Origin of the sequence: Massilia consociata (assembly GCF_042432755.1) — a bacterium.
Lineage (GTDB): Bacteria > Pseudomonadota > Gammaproteobacteria > Burkholderiales > Burkholderiaceae_D > Telluria > Telluria consociata.
In genome coordinates, this window is record NZ_JBHLWP010000016.1 from 251,617 (window position 1) to 277,878 (window position 26,262).

Below are 26,262 nucleotides of genomic sequence, written 5' to 3' on the forward strand. Positions count from 1 at the left end.
CAGCGGCAGTGTTTGCTTACGCCATCGGGTCGATCACGAACGCCGGCATGCGCTCGTTGCCCTTGGCACATTCGAGGAATTTATCCGCGGTCATCAAGGCTTCGTTGATGGTCACGTCCATGTCGAGGTAGCGGTAGGTGCCGAGACGGCCGACAAAGGTCACGTTCGGCTCCTCGCGCGCCACGTTCACGTAGCGCTCGAGCTGCTGCTTGTCGCGCGCCTGGCGGATCGGGTAGTACGGGATGTCCTTCTCTTCGCACTGGCGGCTGTATTCCTTGTACATCAGGGTCTTCTCGTGCTTTTCCCACGGCGAGAAATGCTTGTGCTCGGTGATGCGGGTGTAGGGCTGGCTGTCGTCGCAGTAATTGATGACGGCATTGCCCTGGTAGTCGCCGGTGTCGCGGAAGACTTCGAAATCGAGCGTGCGGTACGGCAGGCGGCCTTCGGCATGGTTGAACCAGGCGTCGATCGGGCCGCTGTAGAACACGTGGGCATAGTCGCCCTTCTGGGCCGGGTCGAACCGGGTGTTCAGGTGCACGGTGATGCCCGGCACGTCGATGATCTTCTCGACCAGCGCCGTGTAGCCGTCTTCCGGCATGCCCTGGTACTTGTGGGCGAAATAATTGTCGTCGTAGTTGAAGCGCACCGGCAGGCGCTTGAGGATGCTCGCCGGCAGCTCGGTCGGCTGCATGCCCCACTGCTTGACGGTGTAGGTCTTGAAGAAGGCTTCGTACAGCTCGCGGCCGACGAAACGCAGCGCCTGGTCCTCGAACGTCACCGGGTTCTCGATCGACTTGTCGCCCAGCGAAGCCAGGAACGCCTGGGCTTCGGCCGGACGGAAGGTCTTGCCGAAGAACTGGTTGATGGTGAGCAGGTTGATCGGCAGCGTGTAGACGCTGTTGTTGGTGATGGCCTTGACCCGGTTCACGTAGGGCATGAAGCGGCTGTAGCGGTTCACGTATTCCCAGACGCGCTCGATGTCGGTGTGGAAGATGTGCGGACCATAGATGTGCACCATGACGCCGGTCTCGGCATCGCGCTCCGAGTGGCAATTGCCCGCAATGTGCGGGCGCGATTCGAAGATCTCGACGGTGTAGCCCGCCTTTGCAAGCTGATTGGCAATGACGGCTCCGGAGAAGCCGGCACCGACAATCGCGATATTCTTTTGCATGTTGTTTATCCTTGGATAAGAAAACCTGACTTCGGGGCGCCAGCGGCAGGCGGACTCTTCCGCCCTACCTGTATTGGGAGCGCAAACGTTATCAGTTTATCAGTTTTGCAAAAAAATCCGCCCTGGCGCGACTTGTCGTGCGTCAACTATTCGGTCCAAGAATCAACGACTTAGCAATGTTCTCAAAAACAAAAAGCCCGAACCAACTAGTTCGGGCTTTTCACATTCTTTAGCGCAGTGTCCTGCGCTTTCCGGTTACGGCTGCAGCAGGTTGTTCACCGCCGCCAGGTCCGACTCGCGCAGCGAGCCCGAGGCCGCCTTCAGGCGCAGGCCGTTCAGGATGGTGTCGTAACGGGCCCGCGACAGGTCCGTGCGGGTCTGGTACAGCTGGCGCTGCGCGTTCAGCACGTCGATGTTGATGCGCACGCCGACCTGGTAGCCCAGCTTGTTCGATTCCAGCGCTGACTGGCTCGAGATTTCCGCCGCCTCCAGCGCCTTGACCTGGGCCATGCCGCTGTTCACGCCAAGATAGGCCTGGCGCGCCTGCAGGGCGGCCTGGCGGCGGGTCGCCTCCAGGTCGTTCCTGGCCTTGTCTTCCAGGGCGATCGTTTCGCGCACGCGGCTGGTGATGGCAAAGCCGTTGAAGATCGGCACGGCGAACTGTACGCCGATGCCGTTGTTCTTCTGCACGCCCGAATTGGTCAGCTGGCCGCCGATGTCGCGGCGGGTGTGGTTCGCCACCAGGTCGAGCGTCGGATAATGGCCGGCGCGGTTGCGCGAGATCTCGCGCTTGGCGATCTCTACCTGCAACTGCGAGACGGTCACGCCGTAGTTCTGGTTCTCGGCCGACGAGACCCACGGGTCCACGTTCGCCGGCGAAGGTGCGGCCAGCGTGATGCCCGACTTGAGCGGCGCCAGCGTGGCCGGGGCAGTGCCGATGATGGCCTGCAGCGCATTGCGCTTGTTGTCCAGGTCGTTCACCGCCGCGAATTCCTGGGCCAGCACCAGGTCGTACGCCGCCTGCGCTTCATGGGTGTCGGTGATGGTCTGGGTGCCGACCTCGAAGTTGCGCTTGGCCGATGCCAGCTGTTCGGTCACCGCGCTCTTCTGCGCGCGGGTCGATTCCAGCTTGTCCTGGGCTGCCAGCACATCGAAGTAGGCCTGCGCCACGCGGGTGATCAGGTCCTGCTGGGCCTGGGCGAACTGCGCTTCGGCGATGGCCTGCTGCAGCTTGCTCTGCTGATAGGTTTCCCAACGGTCCCAACGGAACAACGGTTGCGTCAGCCCGATCGTGTATTCGGTAGTGCGCACGTTCGAGCCGCCGCCGGCAACCGTCCTCGTGAGGCCGGTGGTCGGATCGGTCACGCTCACGCCTTCGTTCCACGGCGAATTCTCGCTGTCGTTCTTGATACTGCTGCCGGTGATGCCCACCGTCGGAAGCAGCCCTGCACGCCCCTGCGTGATCCGCTCGCGGCCAGCCGCTGCCGACGCGCGCGCGCTCGCATAGGCCGCGTCGTTGGCCAGGGCCTGCTGGTACACCTGGATCAAGTCGGCCGCGCTTGCATTGAGCGAAAAGAGCGCGCTGGCAACCAGCACGGCAAGAAGGGGTTTCTGCATTGCATTCTCCACAGGAGTCATCAAAAGTTAGGATTCAGGTCAATACTTCGGCATCGATGGCTCGACCTGTACGGCCCAGGCGTGTACCCCGCCCGTCAAATTCGTTACGTTGCTAAAACCGTTCCGCTCCAGGAAGGCAGCAACACTCATGCTGCGCGCCCCGTGGTGGCAAATGCAGACGATGTCGCGGTCATCGTCCAGCTCGCCGACCCGGATCGGGATCAGGTGCATCGGTATCTGGGTCGAACCTGCGATGTGGCAGGTCTCGAATTCCCAGTTTTCGCGCACGTCCAGCAGCAGCGGCTGCGGACGTGCCGGGTCGGCCAGCCAGGCGGCCAACTCAGGGGCGGTCACGTGTTGCATCGCATCCTCAGAACTGGAAGCGCGACGGCGCCTTGGCGCCCGTCAGCGGCTTGGCGATGGTCTCGAAGAGCCTCACCGTGTCATACGCCGTTTCCGACACGCGGGTAACGATGTTGAAGCTCATCGCCGGCGCTTCGCCCAGGATCACTGCCAGGCGGCCGCCCACTTTCACCTGCTGCACCAGCGCTTCCGGCAGCACCGGCAGCCCACCCGACACCACGATCACGTCGTAGGGCGCGCCCTTCGGCCAGCCCTCGGCGCCATTGCCCTGCTCGACGGTCACGTTGGTGATGCCGGCCTTGGCCAGGTTTTCCCTGGCCATTGCTGCGGATTCCGGCAGGATTTCAACGGTGGTCACGTGGCGCGCCTTGTGCGCCAGCAGTGCCGCCATGTAGCCCGAACCGGTACCGATCTCAAGGACGTTCTCGTGCTTCTTTACCGCGATTTCCTGCACGATGCGTGCTTCGACCTTCGGGTTGAACATCGCTTCGCCGCCCGGCAGCGGGATTTCGACGTCCGCAAACGCCAGGTTCTGGTATGCCGCCGGCACGAATTGTTCGCGCTTGACGACGTGCAGCAGGGCGAGCACATCCTCGTCAAGCACGTTCCACGGGCGGATCTGCTGTTCAATCATGTTGAAGCGGGCTTGTTCGATATTCATCTGAGTTCTCGGTGGAAAAATAAATAATCCGATATTTTATCGTTGAACGGCCTCAGGACGCACATCTTAGCGATGGGGCCCTGAATACCAGTGGAAATTGCGACAGTCTGCAGTTTGGAGGGGTTGAACGCCAAAAAACGCGATGTTGGCGCATCCGGCAATTTATTTGGCCGGCGGGAGCAGGCCTTGCAGGGCCAGGTCGAGGAAGGCGTCGAAGAATGCCTGGGGTTCCAGTGCGCAGGGCGCAACCGAATGCTTCCAGGTATTGAGCATCACCATCGGCGCCATCAACACCGGCGTCATTTGTTGGCAATTGATATTGCGGAACTCGCCACGGGCCACGCCACGCTCGAGCACGCTGGAAATCATGCGGAAGGCCCGGCTGGTGACCTCTTCCTGGTAAAACTTGGCCAGCTCGGGAAAATTGCTTGCCTCTGCAGTGATCAGCTTGCTGATACCGGACACCTTGCTCTGCCCGATGCGCTCCCACCAGTTCAGGATCATGTTACGCAACAGGTCGGCACTGTGGCCATCGAATCCGGCGACCGACAGTTCGGCGTCGCCAATGACCGGCACGATGCTCTCGCGCACTACCGCCTTGAACAGTTCTTCCTTGTTGGCGTAGTACAGGTAGAGCGTACCCTTGGATACCCCGGCGCGGCGCGCCACGTCTTCCAGGCGGGTAGCGGCAAAACCACGCTCGACGAACAGGTCAATGGCAGCGGCAAGAAGCTCCTGCGGACGTGCTTCCTTGCGGCGTTCCCAGCGTGGCTTGCTGTCAAGTGAGCATTGCATGTTTCTGCCTAGAAACTAACTGAACAGCCATCGAATATAGACCGGACTTGTAAGGCAGTCAAGCATTCCGGGCGAAAAGCCCAATACAAACAAGTATTTACACTACTCGCTCAGCTTTTGCCGGGGCCGTAGATACGTCCGCTCGCCCGCGAGGCATACAATGCCCCGTCCGGGTTACGCGGCGGGATGTCCTGCTGCTGGCGCGGCACCTGGAGCACCGACAGGCGGTCCACCAGGCGCGGCGCGATTTTTTCCATCAGGATGTCGAGTTCGGCAATGACACCGACGCGCACGGTGCGCATCGGCACCACGGCGGCATGCAGGATGGCGGCAGCCACTTCGTGCGGGTCGACCTGCGGCGAGGGCAGCTTCGGTTCGCGGTCCATGTAGTTGCGCGCATGCTGGGGCAAGGGCGTGTCGACGGCAGTCGGTTCGATCAGGGTGATCGACACGGGCGATTCGTCCATTTGCTCGACTTCGATGCGCAGTGCATCGGTGAAGCCCTTGACGGCGTGCTTGCTGGCCGAATACATGCCCTGCATCGGGATCGCCACTTCGGAGGCCTCGCTGCCCAGGTTGACGAGGGCGCCGCCCTGCTTGCGCAGGTGCGGCAGCGCCACCAGCGAGCCGTGCACCATGCCCCAGAAATTGATGTCGAACAGGCGCCTGCCGTCTTCCTCGGACACCTGGTCGATCCGGCCATAGATGGTTCCGCCCGCGTTGTTGACCCAGGTGTCGATGCGGCCGAAACGGTCGATGGCGGCCTCGGCGATGCGCTGCACCTGGGCGCGCTCGGCGACGTCGGCCACGACCCCGACGGCCTCGAAACCGTTCTCGACGAGCCCATCGACGACGGCTTCGAGCACATCGGCTCCGCGCGCGGCCAGCACCAGTTTCGCCCCCTGCCTGGCCGCCTCCTGCGCGGTTGCCAGGCCGATGCCGCTGGTGGCGCCGGTGATCACCATCACCTGGCGGTTCAGGGGTTTGAGGGGACTGGACATGCGGATCTCCTGCCGGCGTGGACGATGGACACAACGTAGCAGGAAAATGCCAGATGCCGCGCCCGCATCGCGCGGCGCGACGGGTATATACTGCGCTCCTCGTCGACACCGCTCTTCCCGCTTCCCTCACCATGCAATGCCGCGACCACTGCGGCGCCTGCTGCACGGCGCCATCCATCACCAGTCCCATCCCTGGCATGCCTGACGGCAAGCCTGCCGGCGTACGCTGCGTGCAACTGGGCGACGACAACCGCTGCCGCATCTTTGGGCGGCCGGAACGGCCTGCGTTCTGCGGCGGGCTGCAGCCCTCGCTGGAAATGTGCGGGACCAGCCGTGAGCAGGCGATCCGCTGGCTGGACGAGCTGGAGCGCGCGACCGCACCCTGCGCCTGATGGCGGCGCCTACGCGTCCTCCTTGCCATCATCCCGGGGCATGAGCAAGCCCAGGCGTTTTTTCTTCTTCTTGATGACGACGGCATGCTCGACCGCCGGCTTGGTGGCCGGCGGGGGTGCGACGGGGAGGGGAAAGCCGAGGAAGGCCATCACGAAGAAGATCGGCAGCAACAAATAGAACAGGGGCCGCTTCCAGTTCAGTTTCTGTTTTAGCATGACCAGCAGGTAGTGCCGAGCTGGTCGAATGCAAGCACCGCCGGTTACCCATCGAGGGTAACTTTCCGTTCTCCCTGCCTGCGCTCAGCGCGCGACCGGTTTGCCGCGCGCCTGTTGCACCCGCTGGAACAGCGCGCCCAGCGTCAAGCCCTCGTGCCAGACCTCGTCGAGCTTCACGCCGTATTTGTCGCGCAGCGCCTTCGCCAGCATGTCGAGTTCCCTGGCACTGGGCTCGGACCGGGTCGGATTGACCGCGCGGTAGATGCCGAGCACTTCGTCGTCCGGACGGATATGCAGTTTTTCGCTTTCGCGCAAGGCAAAGGCGGACACGAGGACGGAGAGAAAGTCGCGGATGTCCTTCCGCGAAGCGGTAGGGAATGTGCTGCGCCAGGCCCGGCCCTGGCAGGGACGGTAACGCAAGGTGTTGGGCAGTTGCCAACCATGAAATGCTGCCCATGCAAGCGCAGTAAGGATGAGGACCACGAAAATACTCATGCGGACGAGTGTAGCACGAGCCCGGGGGGACGGCGCACGACATAATTTCTTGCTGTGATACATGACGTAACCCTTAGGAAACGTGTGCACGGTACAATCTGTCTCTTGCATCCGGTACGGCCGGCGCAACGACCTCAGGCGTGCTCATGTTAAGCTTCGCCCCCGCGCTGCCCTCCCGGCCATTCGACACCCATCCCGAAACTACTGTTACGCATTCATGGACATTCTTCTCGCCATCAAGGCGATCATCATGGGCCTGGTCGAGGGCTTTACCGAATTTCTTCCGATCTCCTCGACCGGCCACTTGATCCTTGCGGGCAGCCTGCTCGACTTCACTGACGAAAAATCCGTTGTCTTCAAGATCGTGATCCAGGCCGGCGCCATGCTGGCGGTGGTCTGGGAATACCGCGAGCGCATTGCCCGCGTGTTCAAGGGACTGGGGGCGGACCCGGTCCAGCAGCGTTTCGCGCGCAATGTCGTGATCGCCTTCATGCCGGCCGCCTTCGCCGGCGTACTGTTCAGCTCGACGATCACCGCGCTGCTGTTCCATCCGGTGCCGGTGGCGATCGCCCTGGTCGTCGGCGGCATGCTGATCCTGTGGGTGGAGCGCCGCAACCGCCTGCGCGCAGCGCCGGCGCGGGTGGAGACGGTCGACGACATGACCGCGCTCGACGCGCTGAAGGTGGGCCTGGCCCAGTCGTTTGCCCTGATTCCCGGCACCAGCCGTTCCGGCTCGACCATTATCGGCGGCATGCTGTTCGGCCTGTCGCGCAAGGCGGCCACCGAATTCTCGTTCTTCCTTGCAATGCCGACCATGCTCGGCGCCACGGTGTACTCTGTGGTCAAGGAGCGCGAACTGCTGTCGGCGGCGGACCTGCCCCTGTTCGGCCTGGGCTTCTTCGCCGCCTTCCTCTCGGCCTTCCTGTGCGTACGCTGGCTGCTGCGTTACATCAGCACGCACGACTTCACGATCTTCGCCTGGTACCGTATCGTGTTCGGCATTCTGGTACTCGTGACCGCACACTTCGGCCTCGTGACTTGGGCTGAATAAACAGACTAAAAGCATGACTTCGGAAATTGGCGCACGCGCCCTTCACGTCCTCGAGACGGTCTTCGGCTATCCCGCCTTCCGCGGGCACCAGGGCGAGATCGTCGAGCACGTGGCCGGCGGCGGCGACGCACTGGTCCTGATGCCCACCGGCGGCGGCAAGTCGCTGTGCTACCAGATCCCGGCGCTGCTGCGCGAGGGGGTGGGCGTGGTGGTCTCGCCGCTCATCGCGCTGATGCAGGACCAGGTCGACGCGCTGGAAGAAGTCGGCGTGCGCGCCGCCTTCCTGAATTCCACCCAGAACTTCGAGGAAACCCTGCGCATCGAACGGCTGGTGCGCAGCGGCGAGATCGACCTCGTCTACGTCGCCCCCGAGCGCCTGCTGACGCAACGCTGCCTCGAGCTGTTCGACGTCTCGCCTATCTCCCTGTTCGCCATCGACGAGGCGCACTGCGTGTCGCAATGGGGGCACGACTTCCGGCCGGAATACATCCGCCTGTCGGTCCTGCACGAGCGTTATCCGAACGTACCGCGCATCGCCCTCACCGCCACTGCCGACCAGCAGACCCGCGCCGAGATCGCGCACCGCCTGCAGCTCGAAGACGCGCGCCAGTTCGTGTCGTCTTTCGATCGCCCGAACATCCGCTATTCCATCGTCGAGAAGACCAACGGCCGCAAGCAGCTGATCGATTTCATCGGTAGCGAGCATCCGCAGGATTCCGGCATCGTGTATTGCCTGTCGCGCAAAAAAGTCGAGGAGACCGCCGACTTCCTGTGCGAGCACGGCATTCGCGCCCTGCCCTACCACGCCGGCATGGAGCACACGGTACGCGCGGCGAACCAGGCGCGTTTCCTGCGCGAAGACAACATCGTGATGGTGGCGACCATCGCCTTCGGCATGGGCATCGACAAGCCCGACGTGCGCTACGTGTGCCACCTGGATCTGCCCAAGAGCATCGAGGGCTATTACCAGGAGACCGGCCGCGCCGGCCGCGACGGCGCGCCCGCCAGCGCCTGGATGGCCTACGGCCTGCAGGACGTGGTGCTGCAGCGCCGGATGATCGACGAATCCGAAGCCGACGAGACCTTCAAGCGCGTGCTGTCGATGAAGCTCGACGCCATGCTCGGCCTGTGCGAGACGCTGTCCTGCCGGCGCATGCGCCTGCTCGACTACTTCGGCGAGCGCTCCGGCCCCTGCGGGAACTGCGACACCTGCCTGATTCCGCCGGTGAGCTTCGACGGCACGGTGCCGATGCAAAAGCTGCTGTCGGCCATCTACCGGGTCGACCAGCGGTTTGCGGCCGGCCACGTGATCGACGTGCTGCGCGGCGCGCAGACGGAGCGCATCACCCAGTGGCACCACGACAAGCTCACCGTCTATGGCGTGGGCGCCGACCGCTCCGAGCAGGAGTGGCGCGCCATCCTGCGCCAGGCGATCGCGCTCGGTTTCGTCACCGTGGACCACGACGCCTTCAGTTCCCTGAAACTGCTTGATGCCGCGCGCCCGGTGCTCAAGGGCGAGCAGAAGGTGCAGCTGCGCCAGTACCAGAAACCGGTCAAGGCCAAGCGGCCGTCGTCGCGCGCCGCAGGCAGTTACGAGGAACTGGAACTGTCGCGCTCCGAGCAGCAGATCTTCGAGCGTTTGCGCTCCTGGCGCATGGGCACCGCGCGCGAGCACGGCGTGCCGGCCTACGTCGTGTTCCAGGACGCCACCCTGCGCGAGATCGCCAAGGTCAAGCCGGCCTCGCTCGACGAGCTGCGCGGCGTGTCCGGCGTCGGCGAGAAGAAACTGGTGTCTTACGGCGACGAAATCGTCGCCATCATCAACGAGATGATGTAGTGTCCTGGCTGGAGCGCCTGAAGAAACCTCTCACCGGAGGTTTGCCAGGCGCTCAAGTTCATTCAACCCTGAGACACCCCATGGCAATCCCCACCCCTACCAGCACCACCGCCTCACCGGGCAAGGATGGCGCCGACGCGCACGTCCCTGCCAACGCAGCCAGCCTGCAGACCTTCGTCTTCGCCCTGTTCTTCGTCTTCGGCGGCATCACCAGCCTGAACGACATCATCATTCCCAAGCTGAAGGACCTGTTCACGCTCGGCTACGCGCAGGCGATGCTGGTGCAGTCGGCCTTCTTCGCCGCCTACTTCTTCATCTCGATCCCGGCAGCAAGCATCGTGCAGCGCATCGGCTACATGCGCACCGCCGTCACCGGCCTGGTCACGATGGCGCTTGGCTGCCTGCTGTTCATCCCGGCCTCGTACTCGGGCATGTTCGGCACCTTCCTGCTGGCGCTGTTCGTGCTGGCTTCGGGCATCACCATCGTGCAGGTGGTGGCCAATCCGCTCATCTCGATGCTGGGCAAGCCGTCCACGGCGCACAGCCGCCTGACCTTCGCCCAGGCCTTCAATTCGCTGGGCACCACGGTGTTTCCCTACGTGGGCGCGATCCTGATCCTCGGTTCGCTGGCCACCGTCGACCCGGGCACCCTGAGCGGCGCCGCGCTCACCGCCTTCCGCCAGGAAGAGACCCGCGTCGTGGTGCACACCTACATCGGCCTGGCGATCGCGCTGGCGGTGCTGGCCGGCGCGGTCTGGCTCAACCGCGGCAAGCTGGTGGAAACGGCGGCGCCGTCGGAAAACATCCTGCAGGCCTTCGACCTGCTCAAGCAGCCGCGCTTCGCGCTCGGCGCCCTGTGCATCTTCCTGTACGTGGGTGCAGAGGTGGCGATCGGCTCGATCGTCGTCGACTACCTGATGGAAGCGGATGTGCTCGGCCTGGGTGCGGAAGCGGCCGGCAAGCACGTGCCGCTGTACTGGGGCGGCGCCATGGTCGGCCGCTTCATCGGCGCGGCGCTGCTGCGCATGTTCTCGCCGGGGAAAGTGCTGGCCTGCGCGGCGACCGTCGCCATCGTCCTGCTGCTGGTGTCGGCGAATACCACCGGCGAAGTCTCCGGCTGGTCGCTGCTGGCCGTCGGCCTGTTCAACTCGATCATGTTCCCGACCATCTTCTCGCTGGCCTGCGAAGGGCTGGGCAAGCGCGCGGCGGAAGGCTCGGGGCTGATCTGCATGGCGATCGTGGGCGGCGCCATCGTGCCGCTGATCCTGGGTGTCGCGGCCGACGCGGCCGGGCTGAAGATGGCGCTGGCGGTGCCGGCGCTGTGCTATGCGGTGATCCTGTACTTCGGCTTGTACGCGCGGCGCCCGCACGCGGCGGTTTGATGCTTGGCAGGGTGGACGGCAAAGCCGCTCACCCTACCAAACCCGGCGGCGAGCCGGGTTATTTTTTGGTGAACACCAGGTCCCACACCCCGTGCCCGAGTTTCAGGCCGCGGTTCTCGAACTTGGTCAGCGGACGGTATGCCGGCTGCGGCGCGTAGCCTTCGGCCGTGTTCTGCAGCGCCGGCTCGTTGCCCAGCACTTCCAGCATCTGCACCGCGTAGTCTTCCCAGTCGGTGGCGAGGTGGAGGTAGCCGCCCGGCGCCAGCTTGTCGCACAGGACCTTCACGAACGGCGGCTGGATCAGGCGGCGCTTGTTGTGGCGCGCCTTGTGCCACGGGTCCGGGAAGAACACGTGCACGCCGGCCAGCGAGCCGTCGGCGATCATGTGGGCCAGCACCTCGACCACGTCGTGCTGGATCAGGCGCAGGTTCTCGATGCCCTGCTCGCCGATCTGCTTGAGCAGGCTGCCCACGCCCGGCGTGTGCACCTCGACCCCGATGAAATCCTTCTCGGGCATCAGGCGCGCGATGTGCGCGGTGGTGTCGCCCATGCCGAAGCCGATTTCCAGGACCACCGGCGCCTTGCGGCCGAAGGCCGCTTCCAGGTCCAGCGTTTCCTTCTTGTACTCGATCAGGAACCTGGGGCCGAGATCCTCCAGCGCGCGCGCCTGCGCGGTCGACAGCCGCCCTGCCCGCGTGACGAAGCTGCGGATGCGGTGTTCGGTCGGATCGTAAAGCATGGGCCGCGCCGGGCCGTTGGTGGGCGTATCGGAAGACATGGGGGAATGTGAGTGAGGAAAAACGGCTGTCATTATAGCTTAGCCGGCGCTGCCTTCCAGCACCGGGCGGCGTGCGGGGCCTTGCGGCGGAATCGCGCATAATCGTGCCTTACCCATTGCCGAGCGCCGGAGTCCCTGTCCATGCAATCCATGAAACACCCCATCGCCGTCGACGAGAATGTCGCCACCGCCCACCTGACCTCGTTCCATTATGGCACGCCCGGCAGTGGCAAGAAGGTCTACATCCAGGCTGCCGTCCACGCCGACGAAGTGCCGGCCATGCTGGTGGCGCACGTGCTGCGCCAGGAACTGGGACGCCTCGACGCCGAAGGACGGATCAAGGGCGAGATCATCCTGGTGCCCGCGGCCAATCCGCTGGGCCTGTCGCAGGTCATCCACGGCGCCCCCTTCGGGCGCTACCACCTGGCCACCGGCATCAATTTCAACCGCATGTACCGGCATGTCGCGGACGAACTGAAAAAGTCGCTCGAGGGGAAACTCGGCAGCGACGTGGACGCCAACGTCGCCCTCATCCGCGAGCAGGCGCGGCATCAGGTGGGCCTGTGGGAACCGAAGGACGACGCCGAAACGCTCAAGAAGACCTTGCTGTCGATGGCGATCGACGCCGACATCGTGTTCGACCTGCACTGCGATAACGAAGCGCTGATGCACATGTACACCGGCACGCCGCTGGTGGAAGCGGTGGAACCGCTGATGGCGCTGTTAGGCGCGCGCGTGCTGCTGGTGGCCAAGGCCTCGGGCGGCGAAGCCTTCGACGAAGCGTGCAGCCGCCTGTGGTGGGACCTGGCCGACCATTTCGAAGGCACGGCGATTCCGCCCTCGTGCATCGCGGTCACCGTCGAGCTGCGCGGCGAGAACGACGTGCGCTGGGACTACGCACGCCAGGATGCCGAGGCCATGCTGCAGTACCTCGGCCATGCCGGCGTGCTCGACATCCCGCTGGCCCCGCTGCCGGAAACGCCGTGCCGGGCAACGCCGCTCAACGCCGTCGAGCCGCTGCACGCGCCGCATGCGGGCGTGCTCGTGTTCCACAAGCGGCTGGGCGACCTGGTCGAGCCGGGCGAGCCGGTGGCCGACATCGTCAACCCGGTCAGCGGCCAAGTGACGACCCTGTCGGCCGAACACGCCGGCCTGCTGTTTGCGAGCACGGCGCACCGCCACCTGCTGCGCGGCATGCATGTGTGCAAGATCGCCGGCACCGAATCGTTCCGCACCGGCGACCTGCTGTCCGCCTGATCACGCAACTTCACTACGCAACTTCGCCACGCAACTTCGCGCGCGCCGCCAGCACAATCGCCAGCACTGCCAGGCCCGGCAGCAGCCAGGCGAACGGCGCGCGCAACTCCATCAGCGTCGCAGCGCTTGCCGCACTCCACAGCAGCGGGATCACCCACAGCGGCCACGGCGCACGCCAGCCGAGCAGCGCGGCGAACGTGACGGCGACCGTGGGGTCCGGCGCCATGCCGAAGACTTCGGCCTGCCACCCGCTGCGCCCGCCCAGCGGGGCAAGCAGCGGGTATGCCGCCAGCGCCAGCGCCACGATGGCCGGCGCCAGCCTGCTCATGCCGCCGTCGCCGGCACGGCGCGTCGCCATCCACAACAGCAAGGCGCCCTGCACGCCGAACCCGGCTGCGAAGTACGGCGCACCGGTGTTGATGTCCGCGTAGCGCTGGGCGTGGTACGCCCATCCGACCCACAGCCAGGCAAGGCCGAGCAGCACGAAGGCGATCTTCGGGCTGGCCGGGCGTGGGCGCAGCATGCAGGCAATGAGGACGATCCCGGCCCCCAGCGCCGGCAGGTGCAGCGGCCACAGCGCGCGGTTCATCAGTTCGAACTGGCGGAAATAGGTGCGCGCCGAGAACATCAGCAGATCGGACAGCGAGTACGTCCACCACTCGCTCATGCCAGCCTTTCGACGTCCTGCACGATGCGGCGGCGCAGCGCCTCGTCCGGCAGCGGCCCGGTCGCGGCCAGCATGTTCTCGCGCACGTGGGCGACATTCGAGGTGGCGGGTATCGCGCAGGTCACCGCCGGGTGAGAAACGATGAACTTCAGCAGCGCCTGCGCCCAGCTGGTGCAGCCGATCTCCGCGGCCCAGCCGGGCAGGCGCTTGCCGGCCAGCGCTTGTGTCAGGTCGCCCTGCCGGAACGGCCGGTTGACGATGACCCCGATGCGGCGCTCGCGCGCCAGCGGCAGGATGCGCTGCTCCACTTCGCGGTCGAGCGCGTTGTACGAGACCTGCACGAAATCGATGGGCTGGCTCGCCATGATTTTGACGATTTCGCCATGCCGGCGGCCTTCCGAGGTCGTAATGCCGACGTAGCGCAGCCGCCCTTCCCGCTTCATCCGAAGCAGCATCGGCAAGTGCGCCTCCCACGCCAGCAGGTTGTGCACCTGCAGCAGGTCGAAACGGGGAATCCGCCACAGCCGGCGCGATGCTTCGACCTGGCCCGGTCCCTGCGCGCCCGACCCGATCCACACCTTGTCGGCGGAGAACAGCTGCGCCGGCTTGAGCCCGGCCAGCGCTTCGCCGATCACGTCCTGGGCCGAGCCGTACATCGGCGAGGAATCGATGAGCCGCCCGCCGCTGGCGAAGAACTGGCGCATGACCTGCGCGCACTCGGCACGGGCGCTTGGGTCGCGCCCGACATTGAAGGTGATCCAGCTGCCCAGGCCCACGACCGGCAACTGCTCGCCCGAAGACGGAATGGCGCGCGTCAAGAGGGCGGGCCGGGTCTGTGCGCGGAGGGACACAGGCAGCGCGGCGGCCGGCAAGGCCAGCAGCGACGCCAGCAGGCGGCGGCGGGATCGGGAACAGGTGGGCATGCGGGCGCTCCTTGCGTGACATGGAGAGTAGGATGCCAGCATACCTTGCCGCCGCCGGCGGCGGCGCCCGCTGCCGGGCGGAACCGCCCGCATGCCGGCGCCGGCGCCAGGAGGTCCCATGCGTTTTCCTGCCCGTTTCCTCGCCCGCGTTCTGGTCGGTCTTTCCCTGCTGTTGACGGCGTGCTGGCCGGTCCGGTCCGCGCCCGGCAACGGCATGGCCTGGCTTCCCGTCGTCGACATCGCCGGCGGCGGCGGCCACAAGGGGCCGTGGCAGCAGAACGAGTCGGCCTACGACTACGTGGACGACGGCACGGTCGCGTTCACGCCGGGCGGCCTGCTGGCCGTGGCCTGGGTCGACCAGCGCGCCAAGGACGTCCGGTTCAGGCTCCTCGGCCCTGACGGCAGCCCGCAAGGCCCGGTGCGTGACGTCTCACGCAGTCCCGCCACGTTTTCCTGGCATCCGCGCCTGGCAACGAGCGGGCCGGACCGGCTCTACGTCCTGTGGCAGGAGATCATCTTTTCCGGCGGATCGCACGGCGGCGACATCCTGTTCGCCCGTTCGCTCGACGGCGGCAAGCGCTTCTCGCGGCCGCTGAACCTGTCGGCCTCGATCGGCGGCGACGGCAAGGGGCGCCTCGACCGGGATACCTGGTCGAACGGCAGCCTCGACCTCGTCACCAGCCCGAACGGCGACATCTATGCGGCCTGGACGGAGTACGACGGCGCACTCTGGCTGGTCCGTTCCCGCGATGACGGACAATCCTTTTCGCGGCCGCGGCAGGTCGCCGGCGACACGCAGCGCCCGGCGCGCGGCCCCGCGCTGGCCGTCGACAGGCAGGGCCGGCTCTACCTTGCCTGGGCGGTCGGGGAAGAGTCCGACGCAGACATCCACGTGGCCGTATCCGGTGATGGCGGCGCCAGCTTCGGGGATCCGGTACGCATCGGCAGCCCCGGCGCGCGTGCCGACGCGCCGCGGCTGGCGCTCGACGGCGCAGGCCGCCTGCACCTGGTGTTCGCGGACTATCCGCAGTCGCGCGGCGCGCCGGCCATCCGGCATGTGCGGGCCGATTCCGGCACGCTGCGGTTCGGCCCACCGCGCACGCTGTCGGAAGCGGGCCAGCCCGGCAGCTACCCGCACCTGGCCACCGATGGACAGGGCAAGGTGCATGTGGCCTGGGAAGCCGTGGATGCCGGCGACCGCCCGCACGGCCTGGTGCATGCGCCCGTCCCGGAAAATGGCGAGATCCGGCCAGCCCCGGTGCCGCACAGCGCCGATCCGGCCGGCGGGCGCAACGGCAGCCAGCAGGGTTTATTGGGAAAGAAGCTGGCGGCGGGACCGGATGGCCTGATCGTGCTCGTCAACAGCAGCCTGGCGCCCGGCAAGGGCAGCCGGGTGTGGCTCATGCCGGGGACGGCGCGGGTTGCCCGGGAAGCCGGGCAAGCCGTTTCCGGCGGCGAGGGGACACGCCAGGCGCGGTAGCAACGGCGGTGTCGGCAATGCGGGGCACCCGAGCTTGATCTGATGCCGGCGTGCCGTTGACGGTCGCCAAGTTGCAGTAACCCGGCTCTGCGACGATGCCTCACCACTACAAGGAGGCATCATGGCAGCGGACTTCTATCTGCAACTGGACGGCGTCAAAGGCGAATCGAACGATTCCAAGCACCAGGGCTGGATCGAGTGCACTTCGATCAACTGGTCCATTACTCAACCGAAGAGCGCAACAGCATCTACCGCCGGCGGCCACACGGCCGAACGTGCCGAGCTCAGCGAGATCAGCATCAGCAAGCTGGTCGACGTAGCCTCGCCGATCCTCGCCCAACTGTGCGCCTGCGGGAAGACCATCCCGAAAGCGAAGCTCGAGATGCAGCGCGCGGACGGCAACGGGGAGCCGGTGAAATATTTCGAGGTCGAGCTTGAGAACGTCCTGGTCGCGCACGTGGCGCCCAGCTTTGGTGGCGGAGACTTCCCGGCCGAGAGCCTGGGCCTGAAATTCTCGAAGGCCCGCTGGAAGTATACCCAGCAGAAGATCGGCGGCGGCGGTAGCGGCAACACCACCGGCGGCTGGGACCTCTCGGCCAACAGGGTGGCGTGATGCGCAAGCTGACCCTGCTCTGCCTCGTCATTGCATATCCTTGCCTCGCGCAGCCGACCACGAAGACGCCGTGGATGACGGGCGAGCGCTTGGTGAAGCTGCTTGGGAACATGGATCCGGCGCGGGTGAGCTGGACACCCGACAGCCCGTTTCGCACCCGGGCGATCGCGGCCGAATACCTGGACATGTCGAACGGCGAATTCGTCCACGGGTACATCCAGGCCGTACACGACGCGACCGAGGGCCGAGACTGGTGCGAGGACCAGCGGTACAAACCCAAGCCCCACGAACTGGAAGACGACGCCCGGCGCGCGCTGCAGAAGATGCCCGATGCCCAGCTGAGGCGCAATGCCGCTGAACTCATCGTCGAGGTCTGGAGGCAGAAGTGGCCATGCCCGGCCGGGCAGCGGAGGAGCAAATGAAGGTACCGTACGCAAACCTCAGGATGCACTTCCCGGATACCGATACCGTTGGCCGGGAAGAGCTGTACCACTGGATCGGGTACCCGGAGAACATCCACGACCCGAACTTCTACAACACATGCGCGATCCGCATGAGCCTGGCCCTGCTGGGCGCCGGCTACCCGAGCCCCGGCGACTGGCCCATCAAGGCCGGCAAGTACAAAGGGAAATCGATCGAGACCCGGCAGCGCAGGCTGAGCACCTGGCTGGTCCGCCAAGTCGGCAAGCCCGAGAAATTCAAGAGCGGCCTGGAGGCTGAGCAAAAGATCGGAGACCGGCGCGGCATCGTTTCGTTCTTCAGCATCTATGGTGACACCACCCCAAGGGCACATTGCGATCGTGTCCAGGGATCGCTGGGGGAGGTATCTTCGGTGCGGGAATGAGATCGACGGGACAGCAACCGGTTGCTACTGGACGTCCCGCGAGGTGTGGTTCTGGAAGATGAAGTAGGCAGCCAGCCCACTTATGGAGCGGGTGAAGGGAATCGAACCCTCGTCGTAAGCTTGGGAAGCTTCAGCTCTACCATTGAGTTATTAATCATGGTATTTGTTCATCTTCTTTCTACATCGATGCGCAGTTTACGAAATCAAATTTCAGAATTACCATAGAAAACAACAACTTACCCGAAATGTGATTGTGAATCCCGTTCATTTATATTCACAAATCCCAAATTCGGTTACACAACAATTCGTTCGATAACACCTCGCAAGTTGCCTTTTTGTAAACCGAGCTACGAGTAAAGCTTATCTAGGATAAACCATCAAAAGTGATGTGACCTCTAGAAAGCCGGTGTCATTACTAGTCAGTATCGCAGTACTAAGCAAGCAAACCGCCAAGTTGACGTGTCAAAGTGTGCGATTAAGTGGTCTTCTGCTTAAGATTGGCTGCCAAAAAAGATGCTCCAGGGGACGTCCCTCATCGTGCAACTGTCATACATTGACGCTTGCACTACGACAGAGAGGTCTGCTTGATTTCATTTGGGTCTACCCAAGCAAGCTCAACGAGCGCGATGAATCTGCTTGTACGTATGTCCAATGCTTTTGACAACGCAAACAATGTAGAGAGGGAAGGCTGTTTTTGCGCTAGTTCTAGCGCAGAGATATGTTTCCGTTGGAGGCCAGCCCGGAAACCCAGCTCTTCTTGGGTGAGTTGACGCTCAGACCGCAGTTGCCGCAGCACTGCAGCAAACGCCAGAACAGGTGATTTTTCCAAAAATTGTCCTCATGATCATGACGCAATTTTGGTCATCATGTATCATTCGGTCTTCCCCCTACAGGGGGCACGGACTAAGTTCGTGGCCTTGGCATGCACACACTGCCTACAAAATCAGCAATTTTACGGGGTAAGAACGTATGTTTCATGTGAATGCATCGTGGGAAAATCATTCTGATCGGGATGCAATACGAGCACTAATGAAACAACCTGGACTATTGCGATTTCCGATAGTCGAGCTTCCATTAAATATACAGCTGTTTCATGTAGCTCTTCCCTTCCAAAGACACGAACAGCCGGGATACTGGCGCCGCTATATATGCTGGAATCTGTCGAATGCAGTGCAGTTATTGAAAGGCGATGAGAGCGGAAACGCGAAATTAACTTGCCAATCACCGCGAAAGGATTCGGGATACGATTTGCGAGAAGTGAGTGAAGTTGGCTTAGTTATTGATGCTGAAGGCTTAGAAGTTTATTTTTGCAGATTTTCCGATGGTAGTGCAGTCATCGATAACCTCCAAGTTGCTTCCCTTAGGATTCCGGCCAAGGCTCAAATTATTTGGAGCACGACTTTGCCACCACCAGACGAACTAAAGACTAGCCCGTGATGACCCACTAAATTTTCAGAATCTCCCCAAAATTGTATCCTAATTTATATCCTTATTAGATTCACAACATATTTTAGGGGCTAAGGTTGCGCCGTACTAATTCCTGGAGGTTCCTTATTGATCCATAAAATATGAGCGATAAGCTTACGGTCAATACCAATTCGAGCCAAAGTTGACTTGATGACGAGACCAAGGATAATCTTTTATTAACTAGCACACATTGCCGTAAAAGTATGTGGAATTTTCTTGCGACTTCGACTCTGAGAACATTATTGAGCTGTTAGCTAGGCGCTTAATAGCTCAGCGCGCAAAGGACGGCTTGATTGACAGGACGGCAGGCCATCCATGCATCTTCGTTGGCAATCAACATTAAAATAGGCTGTTGAAATTAACAACAGAAAAGGAAAGGAGTTCGCATGCCGGACCGCAGAAAAGCAAGATTCGACGTGGATCACATTACAGCTCCAGCATTAAAGCTCATGAAGGCGGCAGTACTACATGCAAATGAACATAGGGAGGTTCAACGCCATACTATGTCAACTGAAAAATTATGCCAACTTGCTGGACTGCCCACTTTAAACAATCTTGAGCTACGCCTGCTTTTGAACGAGGCCCGGAAAGTTTTAGGTGATACGGAAGATGCAAGTTGGCCAGTGTTCCGGGATATTTGGATGCATACGCAGCATGTATCCTTCGAGATTTGCGACCTTACATTTAATGAGTCGTTGCTAAAGAAACTCTCAATGCAACCAAACTGATCTTCTCAGCCCTAACAAATCTTGTTTAGAGCGGAAGCAATGCAGCAATTAGCTCAGGATTCTTTAGACGGAAGCGTCCAAGCTTTATCCCGAGGACGCCCCTAATTATTTCCGGTAGTAGGTCAAACGCATTATTGGCCGTTTAGCCCTTCAAATTGCTGCCGCCTGCAAGCTTAATGCGACGCATATAACTCTAACCTGAGGCTCGATGAAAACTCAATGATGCCATCTAAGGATTGAGTTTGGTAGGCGACTTAGAGCTCCTAACAAAACTTTCGACATACTGCCAACAGATGAGCGAGCAGGCAAGCGACAAGAACGCTTGGTGTATGTCTGCTCGCCGCTCATGCCGGATGCGTAATCTGCGGAAGCGGTGTAGCCAACCCAAGATTCGCTCAACGACCCAACGCCACCGTCCAAGCCTTTCGCGCGGCTCGACGCCGGAGCGCGTGATACGAGCCGCGATGCCCCGACTTCGCAGCTAAGCCCGATGGGCTCTCGAAGCGTACGCTTGACCGGCATGCAGCTTTACGTGGACGTTTGCGGGCACGGCCTGCCAGCCCCTTAACTGCCGGGATTAGCTCTACCAACCGGATGAGGAAACGAGAGTGCTGCACCTGCGCGCCCGAGATCTGGGCCACTTGGGAAGCCCATGCTCATCCACCAGCAAATGGTGTTTGCAGCCGAGTTTGCCGCGATCGGTTGGGTTTCGGCCCGTGTCCTCGCTTCCAGCAAGTGCCGGTACGCTTACAGCGTCAACGCAAACTCGATCCCACATGATCTTGTCGTGCTCTCGGAGCCGTCGAAGAATCGCCTCGTGGATACGCTGCCAAACGCCGGCTAGCATCTATTCGTGAGGGCGACGCCAGCATGTCATGCCGCTGCCGCAGCCGAGTTCGCGCGCAGGTACTCCCACGGTATTCCAATCAAGGCCACGCGATCATCGATCCGCGGGCGGCTGCCTTCGGCGATGGGCGATGGGTTGGAAGATGAGCTGCTATAAAGGACCGCAGGTCTTCGGGAAGAAGTGCGCGGGCCATGGTGTCAGTCCATCTATGAACACGGACGCCATGTTAGTGCTCTGACTGAGCCTGCGTACGTCCGCTATCGACCCAAAGAGGACATTGCAGTTCCCTCAGTCAACCCTGCGGCTGTCGAATAGGTGTAAATGCAACCTCCGCCTTCGAGGTCGTATAGCCTTCGATAAACCCGCTTGAAATTTCTTCCATTGCGCCGGGTGCAAGCCATATAAAGGCCGCTATCGCAAGCAAGTCTCGGTTATTTTTTTTGAAGCCGTACACTAGAACGGCGGCCCCCGCCACGAAGTAAAACAGAGAAACTAAAAACATCCTGCCCCCTTCGATTTCAAAGTTAATTTTAGTTGGAGGCCACGCACCAGAGCCTCCGCTTCCGACTGCAAGTGGGCGAGCGACGACTAGGCGTTAGGAACTGATAGAGCGCAGCTTGCATATGCGCAGCAGCATGCGCCCAGTTGCAAACAGGGCAACGGCGATCAATACGACGTTGCGAACCATCAGCAGAGGCGTATCCCACGCACGTGCACCTTGGTCGATCAGCCCGAAGTAAAAGATTGACTGGCCGATAATGAGCACCCACAGCAGACGCTTATACTGAATCGCCCCGGCTTTCGTGGAGGCCGGTTAGTGTGAGTCAGGCCGGGATGGCTTGACCGCTCAGTTGCTTGTAATAGTTTGCCTCAGCTTCCGCCGGCGGTATATAGCCGAGTGGTTCGAGCAAGCGGTGGTGGTTAAACCAGGACACCCATTCCAGGGTAGCCAGTTCAACGGCCTCACGCGTCTTCCAGGGAGCGCGGCGGTGGATCAACTCAGCCTTGTAGAGCCCGTTGATGGTCTCGGCCAGGGCGTTGTCGTAGCTGTCGCCCTTGCTGCCCACAGATGGCTCAATGCCGGCTGCTGCCAATCGCTCACTGTACTTGATCGACACGTATTGCGAGCCCCTATCGCTGTGATGGACCAATGCGTTTCGTTCCGGCTGGCGGGCGTACAGTGCTTGCTCCAGGGCGTCGAGCACGAAGTCGGTCCGCATCGAGCTGCTGACACGCCAGCCGACGATTCGGCGAGCAAAAACATCGATGACGAAAGCCACGTAGACGAAGCCCTGCCAAGTCGAGACGTAAGTGAAATCGCTGACCCACAGCTGGTTTGGCCGCTGCGCCTTGAACTGTCGGTTGACCCGATCAAGAGGGCATGGCGCCTTCGCATCGGCAACCGTGGTGCGCACGACTTTGCCGCGCATGACGCCTCGCAGGCCGGCCTTGCGCATCAGGCGCTCCACGGTACAGCGGGCTACGTCGGTCCCCTCACGGCGCAGCTGGCGCCACACTTTGTCAGCCCCATAGACCTGCATGTTCGCTTGCCAGACCCGTTCGATGTCGACGCTCAGCACGTCGTCGCGCTGGACACGTGCGCATCGCAACGCTGGGTTACGCTGTTGCGCCGCGTAACGCCAGTAGCCCGACGGCGCGACCTGCATCACCTTGCAGATCGGCTCGACACCGTAGGCATGGCGGTGCTGGTCGATGAATGCCCTCACGGCTTGAAGTGGCGGCCGAGCTCCGCCTGGGCGAAAAACGCACTCGCCAGACGCAAGATCTCATTTGCCTTGCGCAGCTCGCGCACTTCTCGCTCCAGCGCCTTGATGCGCTCCTCTTCGGCAGTGGTCGTCCCTGGGCGCTGGCCGGTATCACGCTCTTGCTGTCGTACCCAGCGGCGCAGCGTTTCAGGTGTGCAGCCGATCTTGGCAGCGATCGACGTGATCGCTGCCCACTGCGATTCGTACTCGCTGGCTGCTTCGCTGACCATGCGCACAGCGCGCTCAATGACTTCGGGGGAATACTTGGGTTGCTTCTTCATAGCTCCATTTTCTCAAAGAATGGAGCCTCTACAAAACCCGGGGCGATTCATTGAGCTACCGGTCGCAGCTTACGCCGATCGCCCAGTCAATGACGATATGTAAAGCTGACTTGCAGTGATGCGGCGCGAATGTCCGCTTTTGGCCCAGGCTGTGTAAAAACGCCACCCTAGGCGAAATCGCTGTGCGTCTTCGATTGTTTGCGCCACGGCTTTCAGAACCTCATCGCCAACCTCGTGACCATGCGTATCGTTAACGCGCTTGAAAAAATCAATTTCGAGCACGGCAAAGACGAGGTCGTGCGATAGCGCCGGACTGCAGAGAATGCCTGCGCGGCCTGCTGGGCCAGCCAGCTGCGGTTGTGGATGCCGGTCAGCGGGTCATACGTGGCGTCCTGGAGCAGCTTCGTTTCAACCGACAAGGCATGACTGCGAATGGCGACTGAAATGCGCATCTGCATGAAAGCCACCGCGATTGCGGAGCCGTGCAGGAGCAGGCCCCTCGCCAGCTCAGGCAAGGTGCATTGCACGACGCTGCACAGGATAAATAGTACACCCGGCGGTGCGATGACCATTGCAAAACGGCCGGACCCGTTGGCAATAAATGGAATCAGGAAAAGGTCGATGACGATACCCCCCACTCCCTCGACGAGACCGCCGTCGAGCTGGGCGGTTGCAAGGATGACGCCACTGGAGAACATCTAGTGTATCCACGCTGCTCGAAACTGCGCGGACCAGCTGGAAATGAGCGGCCAAAATCCTATTGCAGCCAATCCGGCAAACAGCACGCGGGTCATGCCCGATTGCAGTGAGTTTGCGGGATCGCGCAAGAGGTCCCACACCGAATAGACGATGAGCAGCGCGGCCAGTGCCGGTCCCAGGGCTGCGGAGTTGGCCAAGCGAAAAGAAGCTGTAGCCACGGCGGCTGCCAGCATACGCCTTCAAGGGTTCCATCCGGATTCCTGAAGCGGAAGTCATCAACGCCCTGCACGTGAATGGGGAGATTGATGCAGCGGTGCAGGAGCGTCGAATTTTGGAGTCGGTGGGCCGGAAGGCAAAGTAGGTGTCTCCCGAAAATCTCGTACTCTTCTAGCCCTTCTTGGGACACGCTGCCACGCCGTTGTTGCTGAGCTCACACATATATGTCTAAGGCAAAATTTATGCAGTCATTTTTATTGCCTGTAGGAATGTTCTTACGTAGACTCATGGTCTTGCCTTTAACGTTGGCGGTCGTCGACGTCCAACCCATTTCTGAGCAGCCTTCCACGAAAGTACTTGTATGAAACTCAGCCGTAAACTTCCTCTCTGCTTCGCAGCCGTCGCCTTGGTGGTGGCGTGCGCCGGTTTCTTCGGCCTGGCAGAGCTGAACCGTTCCATCAGTACCTACGAGGGGGCAGTGACCAGCTACAGCCACGCCCAAGGAGTCGAGACCCTGCAATCGAGCTTCAAGACCCAGATTCAGGAATGGAAGAATACGCTCCTGCGTGGCAAGGATGATGCCCAGCGCGCCAGGTTCTGGAAATCGTTCCAGGACGGCGAACGCAAGGTGGCCGACGAAGTGGCAAGCCTGGTCAAGGCGCTGCCGTCTGGCCAGGAGCGCGAGGTCCTCGAACAGTTCGCACAGGCGCACGCGCAGATGGGCCAGGACTACCGCAAAGGTTTCGAGCAATTCGAGGCCGCCGGCTTCGATTCGGCAGCAGGTGACAATGCCGTCAAGGGCAAGGACCGCGCGCCGTCCGAATTACTGGTGAAGGTACGCAAGCAGATCGTGGCCAAAACAGAAAACAATGTTGCGCAAGCTGCCGCGAGCAGCGAGCGCGCGACATCGCTGAGCCTGCTGGCCATGGTGCTGGGTGCCGGTGCCGCGATCCTCGCCGGGGTCGTTGTGTCGCGCTCGATCGTGCGGCCGATCGACCACGCAGTCAAGGTGGCACAGGCGGTCGCCGGGGGCGACCTGCGGGCCCGCATTGACGTGACATCGAACGACGAAACAGGCCAGATGCTCGACGCGCTCAAGACGATGAATGCCAGCCTGACGGGCATCGTGGCGAAAGTGCGCAGCGGCGCCGAGACGATCTCGGTGGCGTCGAGCGAAATCGCGCAGGGCAACCTCGACCTCTCGAGCCGTACCGAACAGCAAGCCAGCGCGCTGGAAGAAACCGCGGCATCGATGGAAGAACTGACCTCGACGGTGAAACAGAACGCGGAAAATACGCGCCAGGCAAACCAGCTGGCCGCCAGTGCCTGCGACATTGCGGTCAAGGGCGGCGACGTCGTCGAGCGCGCGGTGGGCACGATGGCATCGATCACGGAATCGTCGAAACAGATCGCGGACATCATCGGCGTCATCGAAGGCATCGCGTTCCAGACGAATATCCTGGCGCTCAACGCGGCAGTGGAAGCGGCCCGTGCCGGTGAACAGGGACGCGGCTTTGCCGTCGTCGCCTCCGAAGTGCGCAACCTGGCCCAGCGTTCGGCAACGGCGGCCAAGGAAATCAAGACCCTGATCGGCGCTTCGAGCGAGCGCGTCGAGGCCGGCAGCGTCCTCGTCAATGAGGCGGGCGCGACCATGAAGGAAATCGTCGCCAGCGTCCAGCGGGTCATGCAGGTCATGACCGAAATTAACGCCTCGACTTCGGAGCAGGGTGCGGGCATCGATCAGGTCAACCGTGCGGTTGCGGAAATGGACAGTGCAGTCCAGCAGAACGCCGCCCTGGTCGAGGAAGCGGCGGCAGCTGCCCAGGCGCTGAGCGAACAGACAATCGCCCTGAACCAGGTCGTGAGCGTGTTCAAGCTCGATGGCGATGCGCATGCGGCCAACGATCACCTGCCGGCACGAAGCCGCCAACCGGCGCGCGCCGCTGGTGCGGCCGGTGGCGGTTTGGTCCGGATCGCCTGAACGAAGCACCGCAGCCGGGGAAGCCCGGACCGGCTGCGTGCACAATCCGTCGCGCCCCGGGGCCCGGCGAATTTTTATCGTCAGCGCCGGCGCCGGAGAAGCATCCTGCGGTTCCGGCGCAATCAGCTGCTTGGCGCCAGCGTCTTTTCGCGGAACTCGCACAGGTCGTTAGTGATGCCGTTCCGGCAGTGCTGGACGGCCACCAAGCGGCCCAACCCATGGCTCGCCCGTCAACGGGACCATGCTAATGCAGTCGGCGGGTACGGCGCCAGGCACAGGTCGCACCCCGTGCACGGGCTCGGCACTATGGTATGCATCTGCTTGGCTGGCCGATAATCGCATCCACCGGATAGGCCTGGATGCACAAAGTGCAGCCGATACAGAGCGATTCGTCGAGACGCTTTATATCGCACATTACCGGCAAAACCTTGCACGATCGTACAGGCAGAATGCCCGGTACCGGGCAAAATCTCGCACGATCCGTGCAAGGCAGTGCACCTCCTATTCGTGAAGTCTAGTCAGAAGTGCTCGGCCATGGCATTCAATCCATCTGCGAACACGGTCGCAATCTTAACACCCGCACTCTGCCCGCGTACGTCCGCTAACGACCCAGACTGTGTAAAAACTCATCAGCTGGATCCGTAAGCCGAATTGTACGGCTCACGGTCTATTTAGAAGCCTATAAAAGCGCCATAGTCGTGGCCGACCTGTTTTTCAGTCCTCGACAAGACCAG

General features: G+C 62.2%; 29 protein-coding genes, 2 pseudogenes and 1 other annotated feature. Of the genes and pseudogenes, 12 read left to right on the forward strand and 19 right to left on the reverse strand.

The window, feature by feature from the left end; genetic code table 11:
• Window positions 1–16: 16 nt before the first annotated feature.
• The 6 genes from glf to ACFFJK_RS18330 form a co-directional block, all read right to left on the reverse strand.
• Window positions 17–1,171 carry a UDP-galactopyranose mutase gene (glf, locus tag ACFFJK_RS18305; protein WP_379681027.1) on the reverse strand — a complete coding sequence of 385 codons (1,155 nt, stop codon included), beginning with the start codon at window positions 1,169–1,171 and terminating at the stop codon, window positions 17–19.
• A gap of 255 nt (window positions 1,172–1,426) precedes the next feature.
• A complete protein-coding gene (locus tag ACFFJK_RS18310; RefSeq protein ID WP_379681028.1) occupies window positions 1,427–2,788 on the reverse strand; it encodes a TolC family outer membrane protein in 1,362 nt (453 codons plus the stop codon).
• Between the two features lie 39 nt (window positions 2,789–2,827).
• On the reverse strand, window positions 2,828–3,151 hold the full coding sequence (locus ACFFJK_RS18315; RefSeq protein WP_379681030.1) for a rhodanese-like domain-containing protein: 324 nt from the start codon (window positions 3,149–3,151) through the stop codon (window positions 2,828–2,830).
• 7 nt (window positions 3,152–3,158) lie between these two features.
• Complete coding sequence (locus ACFFJK_RS18320) at window positions 3,159–3,812, reverse strand: protein-L-isoaspartate O-methyltransferase family protein (protein WP_379681031.1); 654 nt, start codon at window positions 3,810–3,812, stop codon at window positions 3,159–3,161.
• Between the two features lie 162 nt (window positions 3,813–3,974).
• Window positions 3,975–4,607, reverse strand: a complete 633-nt coding sequence (locus ACFFJK_RS18325) for a TetR/AcrR family transcriptional regulator (RefSeq protein WP_379681032.1) — start codon at window positions 4,605–4,607, stop codon at window positions 3,975–3,977.
• A gap of 110 nt (window positions 4,608–4,717) precedes the next feature.
• Window positions 4,718–5,608, reverse strand: a complete 891-nt coding sequence (locus ACFFJK_RS18330) for an SDR family oxidoreductase (protein WP_379681033.1) — start codon at window positions 5,606–5,608, stop codon at window positions 4,718–4,720.
• A 131-nt stretch (window positions 5,609–5,739) separates the two neighbouring features.
• On the opposite strand from ACFFJK_RS18330, the gene ACFFJK_RS18335 reads away from it, so the two are divergent.
• On the forward strand, window positions 5,740–6,000 hold the full coding sequence (locus ACFFJK_RS18335; RefSeq protein WP_379681060.1) for a YkgJ family cysteine cluster protein: 261 nt from the start codon (window positions 5,740–5,742) through the stop codon (window positions 5,998–6,000).
• Window positions 6,001–6,009: 9 nt separating this feature from the next.
• Here ACFFJK_RS18335 and ACFFJK_RS18340 read toward each other — a convergent pair whose 3' ends face one another.
• A complete protein-coding gene (locus tag ACFFJK_RS18340; protein ID WP_379681035.1) occupies window positions 6,010–6,216 on the reverse strand; it encodes a hypothetical protein in 207 nt (68 codons plus the stop codon).
• 84 nt (window positions 6,217–6,300) lie between these two features.
• Window positions 6,301–6,711, reverse strand: coding sequence for a hypothetical protein (locus tag ACFFJK_RS18345; RefSeq protein WP_379681036.1), 411 nt, complete (start codon window positions 6,709–6,711; stop codon window positions 6,301–6,303).
• Window positions 6,712–6,928: 217 nt separating this feature from the next.
• Here ACFFJK_RS18345 and ACFFJK_RS18350 point away from each other — a divergent pair, with 217 nt between their 5' ends.
• The 3 genes from ACFFJK_RS18350 (at window position 6,929) to ACFFJK_RS18360 (ending at window position 10,981) form a co-directional block, all read left to right on the forward strand.
• Window positions 6,929–7,762: an undecaprenyl-diphosphate phosphatase gene (locus tag ACFFJK_RS18350; protein ID WP_379681038.1), complete on the forward strand. Its 834-nt coding sequence runs from the start codon at window positions 6,929–6,931 to the stop codon at window positions 7,760–7,762.
• Window positions 7,763–7,775: 13 nt separating this feature from the next.
• Complete coding sequence (gene recQ / locus ACFFJK_RS18355) at window positions 7,776–9,599, forward strand: DNA helicase RecQ (protein ID WP_379681039.1); 1,824 nt, start codon at window positions 7,776–7,778, stop codon at window positions 9,597–9,599.
• An 80-nt stretch (window positions 9,600–9,679) separates the two neighbouring features.
• Complete coding sequence (locus ACFFJK_RS18360; protein WP_379681040.1) at window positions 9,680–10,981, forward strand: sugar MFS transporter; 1,302 nt, start codon at window positions 9,680–9,682, stop codon at window positions 10,979–10,981.
• 58 nt (window positions 10,982–11,039) lie between these two features.
• On the opposite strand, the gene trmB is transcribed toward ACFFJK_RS18360, so the two are convergent.
• Window positions 11,040–11,720 (reverse strand): tRNA (guanosine(46)-N7)-methyltransferase TrmB, encoded by a 681-nt coding sequence (gene trmB / locus ACFFJK_RS18365; protein ID WP_379681061.1) that lies wholly within the window; start codon window positions 11,718–11,720, stop codon window positions 11,040–11,042.
• Between the two features lie 180 nt (window positions 11,721–11,900).
• Between trmB and ACFFJK_RS18370 the strand changes: the two genes are divergently transcribed.
• A complete protein-coding gene (locus ACFFJK_RS18370; protein WP_379681042.1) occupies window positions 11,901–13,016 on the forward strand; it encodes a succinylglutamate desuccinylase/aspartoacylase family protein in 1,116 nt (371 codons plus the stop codon).
• A 13-nt stretch (window positions 13,017–13,029) separates the two neighbouring features.
• Here the strand turns inward: ACFFJK_RS18370 and ACFFJK_RS18375 are convergent, their stop codons facing one another.
• Together ACFFJK_RS18375 and ACFFJK_RS18380 are read right to left on the reverse strand one after the other, a co-directional pair.
• Window positions 13,030–13,683 (reverse strand): DUF6064 family protein, encoded by a 654-nt coding sequence (locus ACFFJK_RS18375; RefSeq protein WP_379681043.1) that lies wholly within the window; start codon window positions 13,681–13,683, stop codon window positions 13,030–13,032.
• Window positions 13,680–14,606, reverse strand: a complete 927-nt coding sequence (locus ACFFJK_RS18380; protein ID WP_379681045.1) for an aldo/keto reductase — start codon at window positions 14,604–14,606, stop codon at window positions 13,680–13,682. Before ACFFJK_RS18380 ends, ACFFJK_RS18375 begins: the two co-directional genes overlap by 4 nt.
• A 118-nt stretch (window positions 14,607–14,724) precedes the next feature.
• On the opposite strand from ACFFJK_RS18380, the gene ACFFJK_RS18385 reads away from it, so the two are divergent.
• The 4 genes from ACFFJK_RS18385 (at window position 14,725) to ACFFJK_RS18400 (ending at window position 17,543) form a co-directional block, all read left to right on the forward strand.
• Window positions 14,725–16,086 carry a sialidase family protein gene (locus ACFFJK_RS18385; RefSeq protein ID WP_379681046.1) on the forward strand — a complete coding sequence of 454 codons (1,362 nt, stop codon included), beginning with the start codon at window positions 14,725–14,727 and terminating at the stop codon, window positions 16,084–16,086.
• A gap of 121 nt (window positions 16,087–16,207) precedes the next feature.
• Window positions 16,208–16,699 (forward strand): Hcp family type VI secretion system effector, encoded by a 492-nt coding sequence (locus ACFFJK_RS18390; RefSeq protein WP_379681047.1) that lies wholly within the window; start codon window positions 16,208–16,210, stop codon window positions 16,697–16,699.
• Window positions 16,699–17,121, forward strand: coding sequence for a Rap1a/Tai family immunity protein (locus ACFFJK_RS18395; RefSeq protein ID WP_379681048.1), 423 nt, complete (start codon window positions 16,699–16,701; stop codon window positions 17,119–17,121). The genes ACFFJK_RS18390 and ACFFJK_RS18395 overlap by 1 nt, the downstream gene beginning before the upstream one ends.
• Window positions 17,118–17,543, forward strand: a complete 426-nt coding sequence (locus ACFFJK_RS18400) for a T6SS effector amidase Tae4 family protein (protein WP_379681049.1) — start codon at window positions 17,118–17,120, stop codon at window positions 17,541–17,543. The genes ACFFJK_RS18395 and ACFFJK_RS18400 overlap by 4 nt, the downstream gene beginning before the upstream one ends.
• A gap of 565 nt (window positions 17,544–18,108) precedes the next feature.
• Here ACFFJK_RS18400 and ACFFJK_RS18405 read toward each other — a convergent pair.
• Window positions 18,109–18,339: a helix-turn-helix domain-containing protein gene (locus ACFFJK_RS18405; protein ID WP_281914590.1), complete on the reverse strand. Its 231-nt coding sequence runs from the start codon at window positions 18,337–18,339 to the stop codon at window positions 18,109–18,111.
• 233 nt (window positions 18,340–18,572) lie between these two features.
• Here ACFFJK_RS18405 and ACFFJK_RS18410 point away from each other — a divergent pair, with 233 nt between their 5' ends.
• A complete protein-coding gene (locus tag ACFFJK_RS18410) occupies window positions 18,573–18,980 on the forward strand; it encodes a hypothetical protein (RefSeq protein ID WP_281910891.1) in 408 nt (135 codons plus the stop codon).
• Between the two features lie 416 nt (window positions 18,981–19,396).
• Window positions 19,397–19,738, forward strand: coding sequence for a hypothetical protein (locus tag ACFFJK_RS18415; RefSeq protein ID WP_281910892.1), 342 nt, complete (start codon window positions 19,397–19,399; stop codon window positions 19,736–19,738).
• A gap of 229 nt (window positions 19,739–19,967) precedes the next feature.
• Here ACFFJK_RS18415 and ACFFJK_RS18420 read toward each other — a convergent pair.
• From ACFFJK_RS18420 to ACFFJK_RS18445, 6 genes and pseudogenes are all read right to left on the reverse strand, one after another.
• Window positions 19,968–20,778: pseudogene (locus ACFFJK_RS18420) on the reverse strand (IS5 family transposase).
• 99 nt (window positions 20,779–20,877) lie between these two features.
• A complete protein-coding gene (locus ACFFJK_RS18425) occupies window positions 20,878–21,087 on the reverse strand; it encodes a hypothetical protein (RefSeq protein ID WP_379681050.1) in 210 nt (69 codons plus the stop codon).
• Window positions 21,088–21,409: 322 nt separating this feature from the next.
• Window positions 21,410–22,632, reverse strand: a protein-coding gene (locus ACFFJK_RS18430; RefSeq protein WP_147937492.1) for an IS3 family transposase whose coding sequence is annotated in 2 segments (ribosomal slippage) — window positions 21,410–22,344 and window positions 22,344–22,632 — 1,224 coding nt in all. Because the reading frame shifts where the segments join, the coding sequence is not laid out codon by codon here.
• Window positions 22,238–22,354, reverse strand: a sequence feature (AL1L pseudoknot). It overlaps the preceding gene by 117 nt.
• 69 nt (window positions 22,633–22,701) lie before the next feature.
• Complete coding sequence (locus tag ACFFJK_RS18435) at window positions 22,702–22,914, reverse strand: diguanylate cyclase (protein ID WP_370662476.1); 213 nt, start codon at window positions 22,912–22,914, stop codon at window positions 22,702–22,704.
• The gene (locus ACFFJK_RS18440; RefSeq protein WP_312487922.1) at window positions 22,845–23,330 is read right to left on the reverse strand and encodes a hypothetical protein; all 486 of its coding nucleotides are present in this window, start codon (window positions 23,328–23,330) and stop codon (window positions 22,845–22,847) included. Before ACFFJK_RS18440 ends, ACFFJK_RS18435 begins: the two co-directional genes overlap by 70 nt.
• A complete protein-coding gene (locus ACFFJK_RS18445) occupies window positions 23,331–23,564 on the reverse strand; it encodes a hypothetical protein (protein WP_312487924.1) in 234 nt (77 codons plus the stop codon). It abuts the gene before it with no gap.
• Between the two features lie 344 nt (window positions 23,565–23,908).
• Here ACFFJK_RS18445 and ACFFJK_RS18450 point away from each other — a divergent pair, with 344 nt between their 5' ends.
• On the forward strand, window positions 23,909–25,528 hold the full coding sequence (locus ACFFJK_RS18450) for a methyl-accepting chemotaxis protein (RefSeq protein WP_312487926.1): 1,620 nt from the start codon (window positions 23,909–23,911) through the stop codon (window positions 25,526–25,528).
• A 202-nt stretch (window positions 25,529–25,730) separates the two neighbouring features.
• Here ACFFJK_RS18450 and ACFFJK_RS18455 read toward each other — a convergent pair.
• Window positions 25,731–25,934 (reverse strand): annotated as a pseudogene (locus ACFFJK_RS18455) (RnfABCDGE type electron transport complex subunit B); the annotation flags it as partial.
• Window positions 25,935–26,262 lie beyond the last annotated feature (328 nt).